The organism is Pseudomonas gessardii, from assembly GCF_001983165.1.
In the GTDB taxonomy this organism is placed as follows: Bacteria; Pseudomonadota; Gammaproteobacteria; order Pseudomonadales; family Pseudomonadaceae; genus Aquipseudomonas; species Aquipseudomonas gessardii.
The window spans coordinates 1-10,454 of sequence record NZ_MNPU01000083.1; the positions used below are offsets into that span (position 1 = coordinate 1).

Here is a 10,454-nt window from a genome sequence, read left to right on the forward strand (position 1 = left end):
TTGGCTGGCTGAAGGAGAACCGTCGCATCGTGACGCGCTTCGACAAGCTCGCAACAAGTTTTGCGGCGATGGTCTCATTGGCCTGCGCTATGCGGTGCTTGCGACAATACTTTACGTACAGAGCCTAAGGTGTTCAGCAACCTATAAGACCATTTCGCGAGGTGTCTGCTTGATTAGGGTGCTAGTAGTCGATGACCATGATCTCGTTCGTACAGGCATTACACGAATGCTGGCTGACATCGATGGCCTGCAAGTGGTCGGCCAGGCTGAGTCGGGAGAGGAATCCCTGATCAAGGCGCGTGAATTGAAGCCCGATGTGGTGTTGATGGACGTCAAGATGCCGGGGATTGGTGGTCTTGGCGCTACCTGCAAGTTGTTGCGCAGTCATCCAGATATCAAGGTGGTCGTGGTCACTGTCTGTGAGGAAGACCCTTTTCCTACCAGGCTTCTTCAAGCGGGCGCGGCAGGTTATTTGACCAAAGGTGCGGGCCTCGCAGAAATGGTCCAGGCCATCCGCCTGGTATTCGCCGGCCAGCGCTACATCAGCCCGCAGATTGCCCAGCAGTTGGCGATCAAGTCGTTTCAGCCGGTCAGCGACTCGCCGTTTGATGCCTTGTCCGAGCGCGAGATTCAGATCGCCTTGATGATTGTCGGCTGCCAGAAGGTCCAGTCGATTTCCGACAAGCTCTGCCTGTCGCCGAAAACCGTGAACACCTACCGTTATCGAATCTTCGAGAAGCTGTCCATCAGCAGTGATGTTGAATTGACCTTGCTGGCGGTTCGCCACGGCATGGTGGACGCCAGCGCCTGAAATGCAAGCCACTGAAATAACCGCCGCGTTTGATCCCAGTGCATTTCTAGCGACCTGCAGTGGCCGGCCTGGCGTGTATCGCATGTTCGACAGCGAAGCGCGCCTGCTGTACGTCGGCAAGGCCAAGAACCTCAAGAAGCGCCTGGCCAGTTACTTTCGCAAGACCGGCCTGGCGCCGAAGACCGCCGCGCTGGTGGGGCGTATCGCCCAGGTCGAAACCACCATCACCGCCAATGAAACCGAGGCGTTGCTGCTTGAGCAGACGCTGATCAAGGAATGGCGGCCGCCCTACAATATTCTGCTGCGTGACGATAAGTCCTACCCGTACGTGTTTCTATCGGACGGCGATTTCCCACGCCTGAGCATCCATCGCGGGGCGAAGAAGCACAAGGGCAAGTATTTTGGCCCTTACCCCAGCGCCGGGGCGATCCGCGAGAGCCTGAGCCTGCTGCAAAAGACCTTTTTTGTACGTCAGTGCGAAGACAGCTTCTACAAGAACCGTACCCGCCCATGCCTGCAATACCAGATCAAGCGTTGCAAGGCACCCTGTGTCGGGCTGGTCGAGCCCCAGGAATATGCCGAAGACGTGCGGCACTCGGTGATGTTCCTCGAAGGGCGCAGCAATGCCCTGGCCGACGAACTGTCCGGCGCCATGGAGCAGGCGGCCAGTGTCCTGGACTTCGAGCGGGCCGCCGAACTGCGTGACCAGGTGTCCCTGCTGCGGCGGGTGCAGGACCAGCAGAGCATGGAGGGCGGCACCGGTGACGTCGACGTGATTGCGGCCTTCGTCAACCCGGGCGGGGCCTGCGTGCACCTGATCAGCGTACGTGGCGGCCGGGTGCTGGGCAGCAAGAACTTCTTTCCCCAGACGGGCATCGAGGAGGAGGTGGCCGAGGTCATGGCCGCGTTCCTTGGCCAGTACTACGTCAGCAGCCCCGAGCGCGACTTGCCGGGTGAGTTGATCGTCAACGTGGTGCACGAAGACTTCCCCGCCTTGATTGATGCGATCCACGCCCTGCGCGGCCGCGAGCTGGACATCAGCCACCGGGTGCGCGGCACGCGGGCGCGTTGGCAACAACTGGCGGTGACCAACGCCGAACAGGCCCTGAGCGCGCGCCTGGCCAACCGCCAGCATGTGGCCGCGCGCTTTGACGCGCTGGCCGATGTGCTCAAGCTTGACGAGCCGCCGCAACGCCTGGAGTGCTACGACATCAGTCACTCCAGCGGCGAGGCGACCGTGGCGTCCTGCGTGGTCTTCGGCCCGGAAGGCCCGATCAAGTCCGATTATCGACGCTATAACATTGAAGGCGTCACCCCGGGCGACGACTATGCCGCCATGCACCAAGCCCTGACCCGGCGCTTCAGCAAACTCAAGGACGGCGAGGGCAAGCTGCCGGATATCCTGCTGGTGGACGGCGGCAAGGGCCAGCTATCCATGGCCCGTGACGTGCTCAACGAACTGGCGGTGCCCGACCTGATCCTGCTCGGCGTGGCCAAGGGCGCGACGCGCAAGGCCGGTTTTGAAACGTTGTACTTGAATGATGCCGCCCATGAGTTCACCTTGAAGGGCGATTCACCGGCATTGCACCTGATTCAGCAGATTCGCGACGAAGCCCATCGTTTTGCCATTACCGGTCATCGTGCCCGACGTGGAAAAACCCGGCGTACCTCCACCCTGGAAGGGGTGGCGGGTGTAGGGCCAAAGCGACGGCGCGAACTGTTGAAACATTTTGGCGGATTGCAGGAATTGTCCCGTGCCAGCATTGAAGAAATAGCCAAAGCCCCTGGAATCAGTAAAAAGCTCGCTGAGTTGATTTATGCAAACCTACACAGCGAGTAGAATGCCTTCTCACCTCGTAGCCAGTTGTGCCGATGAATATCCCTAATCTGATCACCGTTCTACGCGTCCTGCTCATTCCGATTTTCATTTTGTTGTTCTACTTGCCCTATGAATGGAGCTACATGGCCTCCAGTTCGGTCTTCGCTTTTGCGGCCGCAACCGACTGGCTGGATGGTTACCTGGCACGACGCCTGGAGCAGAGCACGCCGTTTGGCGCGTTCCTCGACCCTGTGGCCGACAAACTGATGGTCGCCGTGGCACTGGTGTTGTTGGTGCAAGAGCACGGCAACCTGTGGCTGACCCTGCCGGCCGCCGTGATCATCGGTCGCGAGATCGTCGTCTCGGCCCTGCGCGAATGGATGGCCGAAATCGGCGCACGCGCCCATGTGGCCGTGTCCAACATGGGCAAATGGAAAACCGCCGCGCAGATGCTGGCGCTGGTCATCCTGCTGGCCAACCCGTCTAACTTCACTTTCTGGGTGCTGCTGGGCTACGCCTTGCTGCTGATCGCCGCCGGCCTGACCCTGTGGTCCATGCTGCAATACTTGCGCGCCGCCTGGCCCCATCTGCGCACGACCGTGGAAAAGAAATAAAACTTTTTTGAATCAAGGGGTTGACGGGTGCTGAGGATTCTATAGAATGCGCATCACCAAGCGGGAATAGCTCAGTTGGTAGAGCACGACCTTGCCAAGGTCGGGGTCGCGAGTTCGAGTCTCGTTTCCCGCTCCAAATATTGCGCTGCAGAGTTCCACTAAATTCTGTAAGCGATTGAAATCAGGACCTTCGGGTCCTTTTTTCGTTCCGGCAGGAACCACTGAAATCCAGCTCCATCCAGTGCTTTAAGTCCCGATTTAAGTCCCGAATGAGGATTTTGGATTTGGATGTGCACTGAATCGGTTTTTTGCTGGAGCAGTTAGGATAGCGAGACGAGCATCCGGTCCTGACTCTGTTCAGGAGCTCGCTATGGCGCTCTGAGATACGACCGTTCGGCAAGCCTGAAAACTACATGATGGGCGACACGGATGGGCTTGCGCTCAACGTGACCGCCCGCGGCAGGAAAATCTGGCGTTTTAGATACTGCTGGGCTGGCGGCGGTGGGGGTCATGTCGCTCCTTATCAAGCTGCGGGCAGCAGACCGTCAACTACGGTGGGTAATTCCCAGGGTGTATCGGCGGCCAGGGCCCCACTGTTTTTCAATTCATCGACGGCCCCATAGCCCCACAGTGCACCCACCGGAATCATTGCATTTAGCTGCGCAGCCTGCAGTCATCACGTTTGTCTCCACTCATGAAAACGCTAGATGGGGGCTTCGCAAGGGATGCTAGCAGCGTCTTCATCAGATCAGCCTTGTCATCCAGGTTACCGTCGGGCGAAGTGCCGAAGATCGACTGGAAAGCATTGAACAATCCGTTGTAGGTAAGCATTTTTTCAGCAAACTCTTGTCGTTTCGAGGTCGCAATAAAGAGCGAGTAATGACGGTCCGAAAAATGACTGAGCGCATTGCTGATGCCTGTGTACGGAAAGCTTTTGTAGAGCCCTTGCTCCCTGTAGTGGGAGCGGTACAGGTGGACGTACTCGTCGACTCGATCGTCTGCGAAAGGCGCCAAAAGTTCTGCGACAATTTGGTTCATTGGGGGGGCCAAATAACTTCTGCGTCTCGGCGCCGGGAATAAAATCATGGCCCATTTGACGGATGGCATACGTCAAATTCTCAAGGATTCCGGGAGCCGAGTCGAGGACAGTACCGTCCATATCGAAAATAATGATGGTGGAATCAGTCACATGTTGACCTCCTGATAGCGAAGGGGCTTCTTCAAAGGGGCTGACGCCTGACAGTAGTTTCAAACTCATTGACGACTGCTCCATCGTTTCAGCCTGTGCCTCAAAGCCATGGGGCAGTTGTTCAAGCTTGGCGGGAAGCTCCCCAGTGTTGACCTTTACAACATACCCCACAATGCTGCACTACTTAACATTGCAACGCCCAGCCCTAATATCAGCACCTCGCCTAGCCGTGGAGCTGAGCTTTCTCCACGTATGTGCTGCGCTGACTGGCGATAGCCGTCGATGATTAATAATGAGTAGATAGAGCCGATACACAGAGCCATAAGCATTAGCGTCATCATGGGAATGTCGCGGGCCAGGGGATGACGAAATACGATGCATCCAAGTACCAAAGTAGAGAGTACGGTGCGTTCCCAGGTCAGCGCAGTGCGTTCGGGCTGTAGGCCCCGGTCGTCATGTAGGGGAGGGGTGGCAGAGCTCGACACGCAGGTGGCCTCAAGGCAGTAACAGTATGGTTGAAACTATCAGGCCGAATAAACCCAGTATTGGTGCCAGGATTGGGTACGGAAGAGATTGGCGGCGACGTAGGGCGCGCTCCACATTGAGCCAGCGTAGGGTTGCGTTAACGCTAACTAGCAGCGCCATACCAGTGAGTGTATATGACAGCAGCATTTGCAGGCGCCCGGCAAATAGATCTAGCGGGAGCGCATCCAGTGCAATTCCGCTGGCCAGAAGCGCAATGGCCGTACGGATCCAGGCAAGGAAGGTTCGTTCATTGGCTAGCGTGAAGCGAGGATCGGGTTCGCATCCATCGGCAAGTGCGAAAGCCCTACGGAACCTGACTTTAAGGGATTTTTCATCGATTTGATGCAACATGGCAAAAAACCTTCCATTCGGTTCCAGTGGGTCGTGTCGTGCAGTCGAAGACCGTCTGCCTTGTCATTTTGAGCGAATTTTTTTTTGAAACTAGAGCATATTTTGGTAAACCATATTCAATTTTTGGTAGCTTCATAATAAAAAAGCACAATTTTAATCAAATATCTGCATAGCAAGAGCTGAGGGGATTTATCTAATGTCTTTCTTGATTAAGAACGGCATCGGAGTGCTTGTCGAAGAGCAGTTATCAGTAGGCGCTCTGATTGCCCGGAAAGGTCATGGTGTATGGATTTTACTTGAGTGAGGTGTGGAATATGGAGTCAGGAATAATACGCTCAGACCGAAACGTGCCACTACCTTTCGGTGTTGACGAAATAAAGTCTATGATTGGCCGTAAAGTTTGGAATGTGCTGGGTACTTCTTATTGGCCGATTCTCGGCGGAGATGAGCAGAGTAGTTTTGCTTGGTTGACCTACGATCCTCCTGGCAGCTTTATACCGCCGCATACTCATCCGATACAGGATGAGCACGTATTTGTTCTGGAGGGTGAGTATGCACTGTATAAAGATGGTGAGTGGATGACTGCCAAGCCTGGCGATTATGTTTGTTGGCAACGTGGTTCGACTCATGCGTATCGCATCGATTCGGATAAACCTGCTCGTGGACTGTTCTGGGTTAGTCCGGGTAACGACCTGTCCAGCCTCTTCGATGAATTGCACAATCAATCCAGTCCCGAAGAAGTGGTAAGACTGTCAGCTCTGCGCAATATCGTATTCTCGAAGCCAGGTACAGCCCCGAACTTTGAATGATCTACAGGCTCAGCCGCCCAGGGACGGCGGCTGTGGTCGAAGAGTAAGTTCGGTGTGAATTTCCCTTATTTATTCATCCCTAAAATTAGAGATTAATTCGCAACGGTCAGCTTATTTTTGAGCGCTTAAAGTTCTTGCTCTGACCGTTCATTCTGGCCGTCTCCGCCGCCCGGAATGCGCTCGTGATTGTTGCGCATAGGGCTTGAAGTAGCCTTTATCATAAAGTCGCAAGCGAAAAAGAATAAAGAACAAGAGAAAACTGCATAGTGGTAAGTTGTTTCTTGGATTACATTTGATCTGGCATTAACCATTTTTCTTATTAACTAGAACAAGAAAGGTAGTCGGATGAGCCAGGTAAAGCATTCTGGGATGACTGTTCACACTCTCGGCACTGGTGGTGGGCCAGTGGTTTCAGCTAGTCGTGCAGGTATCTCTACTGCGGTTGTGGTTGATGGATGTTCATACGTTTTTGATTGTGGTATGGGCAGTATTCGTAACTACCGGTCTCATTGTACTTGGGATCAATTAAGAGCGATTTTCATAACCCATCACCATTCTGATCATATTTATGATCTGGGTTCGTATCTGCTTACCGGCTGGCAAGTGCCGGGAGAGTCCTTTAGTCAACCGATTCACGTCTACGGACCCGCTAAACCGCCACGTGTACCCGTCCTGCATACTCATGGCGATCGTCTTGTCGTGCCCGGTTGCTGTGGTGGAGATCACCCGATGGTCGGTACTGCTGATATCGTGGATGCGTTGATCAACAAGGTTTTTGCGTCTGACGTAGCCATTCGCATGGCCGACGAAGGGCGTTCCAGCCCCAATCAGTGGGTTTATGGCCACGACATTGAGGTGCCGGCCGAAGCCAAGGCTGATCCCGTGCTAGCCCGTCATCCAGTCATGGATCCTTTTGTGGTTTATCGAGACGCGCAAGTCGTTGTTTCGGCCATTCTGGTGGACCACCGTTTATGCTACCCAGCTTTTGGCTTCCGCATTGACAGTAAGTACGGATCGGTAGTGATTTCCGGTGACACGACTTACTCGGAAAATTGCATCCGCCTGGCCAAAGGTGCCGACATGCTTCTGCATGAGGTCATCGATCTGGACGCGATCCTGGCCACTTTTCCAGAAGGGCCTGCCCGCGAAGGAATCGCCGTACACCTTGAGGAGTCTCATACTTCATACGAGCAGGTGGGAAAAGTGGCCCAGGCGGCTGGTGTCAGTCAATTGATTCTGCATCATATCGTACCCAATGTGCCGGGCGCGGCTGACATCGAAAAAATGCTCCGGGCCGCCCATCGTGACTTCAGCGGTAAGGTTTTTGCGGCAGAGGATAACGACAGCTTTCGCGTAGGTAGCAATATTAACGCCGCATCCTTGAGCGAAGTTTCGCACAGCTCTGAAAACGTAGGGGTGTGCGTATGACGGAGTTAACTCAAACTGCTTATCCGCCTCACACATTGCGGGCGGCGCTCGCTTCGGGGCAGATGAATCGCCGCGCCTGGCTTATCACCGGGATGCTAGTGATTTTTCAGATGATCAACTTTGCCGATAAGGCCGTTTTGGGATTGGTTGCTGAGCCTGCCATGCGTGAACTCGGTTTATCCGCGAGTGAGTTCGGTTTTATCGGCAGTGCGTTTTTCTTTCTTTTCGCCGTTAGCGCAATATGGGTCGGCTTTCTTGCGGCTAAGGTGCCGACCCGATGGATTCTGTTGACCATGGGGGTGCTTTGGTCGGTCTTGCAGTTTCCGATGTTGCTTGGTGGAGGCGCTGCAGTATTGCTTGTAACCCGGATAGTGCTTGGTGCTGCCGAAGGGCCTGCGATGCCAATTACCCTGCACCATGTACACGGCTGGTTTCCAGCCAGGGAGCGCGGTTTGCCTAGCACTCTGGTGGCGATAGGCTCTACCTTAGGGCCGATTTTTGCAGCGCCAATCCTTGCCTATATCATTGCCCATCCGCAGTGGGGTTGGCGCTGGGCATTTGGTTTCCTCGGTCTCGTCGGCTTGATTTGGTCAACATTATGGCTGGTGATCGCCAAAGAAGGCCCCTACAGTCATATCAAGGGTAAGCATCAGGAGGGCGCTCTCCGCGCAGAAGGTGCGAAACACCAGGCATCTCCCAAGGATCGAGCCAGCATTGCCGAAAAATCGGACAGTCTTAAACACGTCCCCATTTTTCGGGTTTTTTCCTCCAGTATGTTCATCATCGCGACACTCGCCGGTGCAGGTTGCTTTTGGGCTCAGGGCTTCCTGACAACGTGGTCGCCCCGTTACTTGAGTGCGGTAGTGTCGCTTTCACCCGAAATGGTGGGGCTAGTGTCTACCTTTCCGTGGTTGTTCGGCGCACTGACTCTGGGTGTGTTGGGTTATACGTCTCGCGTAATGATGAGATGCGGCCTATCGGTTTACTTGTCATTGGGCGCATCGTTCGGTTTCGTCTTGATCTTGTCCGGGGTCTGCTTCCTGATTCTTCCTCACCTGGAGGGATACGCTGCGGTCTCCTTGCTGGTTATTGCCGCAGGACTGGCTATGACCTTTCCCCTCGCTCCGACGGCAGTGGCCTTTTGCGTCGCCTCCAAACAACGTGGTGCAGTCATGGCGACTCTGACTGCCATTGCGTCTCTAGGGGGCATCGTGGCGCCGGTTATGGTCGGTATGTTGATGGAGCGTGCAGGTTACGTGCAAATGGTCAAAGGCGGGCCACAGACCTTGGAAATGAGCAAACGGTTGGCCGAAGGGATGAACGCTTCTTTCGACTACATTGGTTTTTACTTGGTGACAGTAGGCCTTATCAGCATCTTCTGTCTAAATCCCGACCGGACGGCGAAGAAGCTTCAGCAGTACTTTACTTAAGGGCACGGCGAACACGCCAGCGGCAGGCGTCCATCCGCCGTCTCGTGATTACGCCCAACCGCCGCTGGCAGAGTTCAACGCAAGCCAGAGGTTGCCTTGGTTTATGCGTATTGCCGGCGGACTTTTTTATTACTTGCCTTACCTGTCTGGTCGCGCCTTCCACTGATCCGGTAAAGCGAGCAGGATTTGTGTCAGGGGGCGACGAGCTCGATAGTTGGGTGTGGGACTTTTCTATTTTTTCAGCAAGTGGTCATAAAAATAACAATGCGGCTTAATGGCCTGGCTTTTTACGGGCGATGAATCTGCTTCCACTCGTTATGCTTTGCACATGTAGAAGGGCCCGCGTCGGTGTTCCAGAAAAGTTGGATAGCCATCGGCGCTGCCGCAGACCCGATGGAGATGTTCATGTTGACTTCTACCAAGGCGGACCTCATGAAAGATCGACCGGTGCGGTATCTGTATCGATCGGGGCCACAGCACCCTGATCAGAGCGTCGAAAGTGAGCGTAATATCTTCCTCAGCTGCGTAGTGCAGAGTGGCCTACCAAAGGCGTTGGTTTGAGCGCGGCGGAACATCTACGTCAAGACCCGCTACGACAGAGATCTGGCCTCGGGGGATTATCAGGAGAACCGTTTGATCATCACTTACATGTAACACAATCGATAGCAGGGCAAACCGCTTGATATATGGTTTCGATCAGTTTGAGTAGAGTCCCGGAGGGGCTCTCAAATTCTTGCAAAACAGTGAAATGATCCCGCCCGGCAACTTCCAGGCAAGTTGCTGGGCTATCAGTAAGGCTCCATGCAGACATCATGGTGCGATTCTGCTCAAGAAACGCTGGTGTTTCTTCGCCACCCACTACAAAGGCTGCTGGAACCAGATTTCCGGTCACGCGGGTCAGCGGCGAGCAGGCCTGCGCTTGGCGTCTATCGAGGAGCAATTTTTTATTTAGGCTGGTCTCGATCAGCGGCTCTAAATTGTAAATTCCGCTAATGGGCACTATCGCTGAGATGGGTTGCTGCCGTTGATGAAGCGCTGCTTGTGCTATTGCCAATTCAACCGCAAGGTGCCCTCCCGCTGAGTGCCCTACGACGATAAGCGGCAGCAGTTGTTCCTTCAGTGGAAGTGCAGTTCGGGTGAACAATACGCCGTGGCCTAGTGTGGCAACTATTTGAGCGACAGACACTTCAGGACAAAGTGGGTAGTTCAGCAGGGCTACGTTATAGCCGCGATCAGTCAGGGCTGAGGCGATAAAGCGAAACTGTGCCTTATCCCGCGATTGCCAATAGCCGGCGTGAAGATAGATTAGATTGGCTTTGGCACGCCCTTTGGCGAAACACAGATCAAAGGTCTGGGCGGTCTCAAGGAGCAAGTGCAACACCTCATGTAAGGTGTTGCCATGTCTACCCAATACAACCACCTGAGTACCGAGGAGCGCGTCACCATTATGGTGATGCTCTTTCAACGACAGACGCTGC

At 54.6% G+C, this 10,454-nt stretch carries 10 protein-coding genes, 1 tRNA gene and 2 pseudogenes; 8 read left to right on the forward strand and 5 right to left on the reverse strand.

Going from position 1 to position 10,454, the window contains the following annotated elements; genetic code table 11:
* The 5 genes and pseudogenes from BLL38_RS30935 to BLL38_RS28960 all read left to right on the forward strand — a co-directional run.
* A pseudogene (locus tag BLL38_RS30935) lies at positions 1 to 128 on the forward strand (IS5/IS1182 family transposase); the annotation flags it as partial.
* A gap of 41 nt (positions 129 to 169) precedes the next feature.
* Positions 170 to 811, forward strand: coding sequence for a response regulator transcription factor GacA (gene gacA / locus BLL38_RS28945; RefSeq protein ID WP_029293774.1), 642 nt, complete (start codon positions 170 to 172; stop codon positions 809 to 811).
* Positions 812 to 827: 16 nt separating this feature from the next.
* Positions 828 to 2,651, forward strand: coding sequence for an excinuclease ABC subunit UvrC (gene uvrC, locus BLL38_RS28950; RefSeq protein WP_076965275.1), 1,824 nt, complete (start codon positions 828 to 830; stop codon positions 2,649 to 2,651).
* Positions 2,652 to 2,683: 32 nt separating this feature from the next.
* Complete coding sequence (gene pgsA, locus BLL38_RS28955; RefSeq protein WP_029293776.1) at positions 2,684 to 3,244, forward strand: CDP-diacylglycerol--glycerol-3-phosphate 3-phosphatidyltransferase; 561 nt, start codon at positions 2,684 to 2,686, stop codon at positions 3,242 to 3,244.
* Between the two features lie 60 nt (positions 3,245 to 3,304).
* A tRNA-Gly gene (locus BLL38_RS28960) sits at positions 3,305 to 3,380 on the forward strand.
* Positions 3,381 to 3,898: 518 nt separating this feature from the next.
* On the opposite strand, the gene BLL38_RS31605 is transcribed toward BLL38_RS28960, so the two are convergent.
* The 4 genes and pseudogenes from BLL38_RS31605 to BLL38_RS28980 all read right to left on the reverse strand — a co-directional run bounded on the left by BLL38_RS31605 (position 3,899) and on the right by BLL38_RS28980 (position 5,309).
* Complete coding sequence (locus BLL38_RS31605; RefSeq protein WP_242627634.1) at positions 3,899 to 4,282, reverse strand: HAD hydrolase-like protein; 384 nt, start codon at positions 4,280 to 4,282, stop codon at positions 3,899 to 3,901.
* A 43-nt stretch (positions 4,283 to 4,325) separates the two neighbouring features.
* Positions 4,326 to 4,517 (reverse strand): annotated as a pseudogene (locus BLL38_RS31765) (hypothetical protein); the annotation flags it as partial.
* A 71-nt stretch (positions 4,518 to 4,588) separates the two neighbouring features.
* Positions 4,589 to 4,918, reverse strand: a complete 330-nt coding sequence (locus BLL38_RS32085; RefSeq protein ID WP_076965270.1) for a DUF202 domain-containing protein — start codon at positions 4,916 to 4,918, stop codon at positions 4,589 to 4,591.
* A gap of 10 nt (positions 4,919 to 4,928) precedes the next feature.
* A complete protein-coding gene (locus BLL38_RS28980) occupies positions 4,929 to 5,309 on the reverse strand; it encodes a YidH family protein (RefSeq protein WP_076965271.1) in 381 nt (126 codons plus the stop codon).
* Between the two features lie 383 nt (positions 5,310 to 5,692).
* On the opposite strand from BLL38_RS28980, the gene BLL38_RS28985 reads away from it, so the two are divergent.
* From BLL38_RS28985 to BLL38_RS28995, 3 genes are all read left to right on the forward strand, one after another.
* On the forward strand, positions 5,693 to 6,118 hold the full coding sequence (locus tag BLL38_RS28985; RefSeq protein ID WP_083743138.1) for a cupin domain-containing protein: 426 nt from the start codon (positions 5,693 to 5,695) through the stop codon (positions 6,116 to 6,118).
* 345 nt (positions 6,119 to 6,463) lie between these two features.
* On the forward strand, positions 6,464 to 7,546 hold the full coding sequence (locus BLL38_RS28990) for an MBL fold metallo-hydrolase (protein ID WP_083743136.1): 1,083 nt from the start codon (positions 6,464 to 6,466) through the stop codon (positions 7,544 to 7,546).
* Positions 7,543 to 8,976 carry an MFS transporter gene (locus BLL38_RS28995; RefSeq protein ID WP_076965272.1) on the forward strand — a complete coding sequence of 478 codons (1,434 nt, stop codon included), beginning with the start codon at positions 7,543 to 7,545 and terminating at the stop codon, positions 8,974 to 8,976. Before BLL38_RS28990 ends, BLL38_RS28995 begins: the two co-directional genes overlap by 4 nt.
* Positions 8,977 to 9,616: 640 nt before the next feature.
* Here BLL38_RS28995 and BLL38_RS29005 read toward each other — a convergent pair.
* Positions 9,617 to 10,396, reverse strand: a complete 780-nt coding sequence (locus BLL38_RS29005; protein ID WP_428839108.1) for an alpha/beta hydrolase — start codon at positions 10,394 to 10,396, stop codon at positions 9,617 to 9,619.
* Positions 10,397 to 10,454: the final 58 nt, after the last annotated feature.

Bases quoted from the DNA above. Each gene is read 5' to 3' on its own strand.
- pgsA (WP_029293776.1), top strand. From the start codon at position 2,684: ATGAATATCCCTAATCTGATCACCGTTCTACGCGTCCTGCTCATTCCG.
- BLL38_RS31605 (WP_242627634.1), bottom strand. From the start codon at position 4,282: ATGAACCAAATTGTCGCAGAACTTTTGGCGCCTTTCGCAGACGATCGA.
- BLL38_RS28980 (WP_076965271.1), bottom strand. From the start codon at position 5,309: ATGTTGCATCAAATCGATGAAAAATCCCTTAAAGTCAGGTTCCGTAGG.
- BLL38_RS28985 (WP_083743138.1), top strand. From the start codon at position 5,693: ATGATTGGCCGTAAAGTTTGGAATGTGCTGGGTACTTCTTATTGGCCG.
- BLL38_RS28990 (WP_083743136.1), top strand. From the start codon at position 6,464: ATGAGCCAGGTAAAGCATTCTGGGATGACTGTTCACACTCTCGGCACT.
- BLL38_RS28995 (WP_076965272.1), top strand. From the start codon at position 7,543: ATGACGGAGTTAACTCAAACTGCTTATCCGCCTCACACATTGCGGGCG.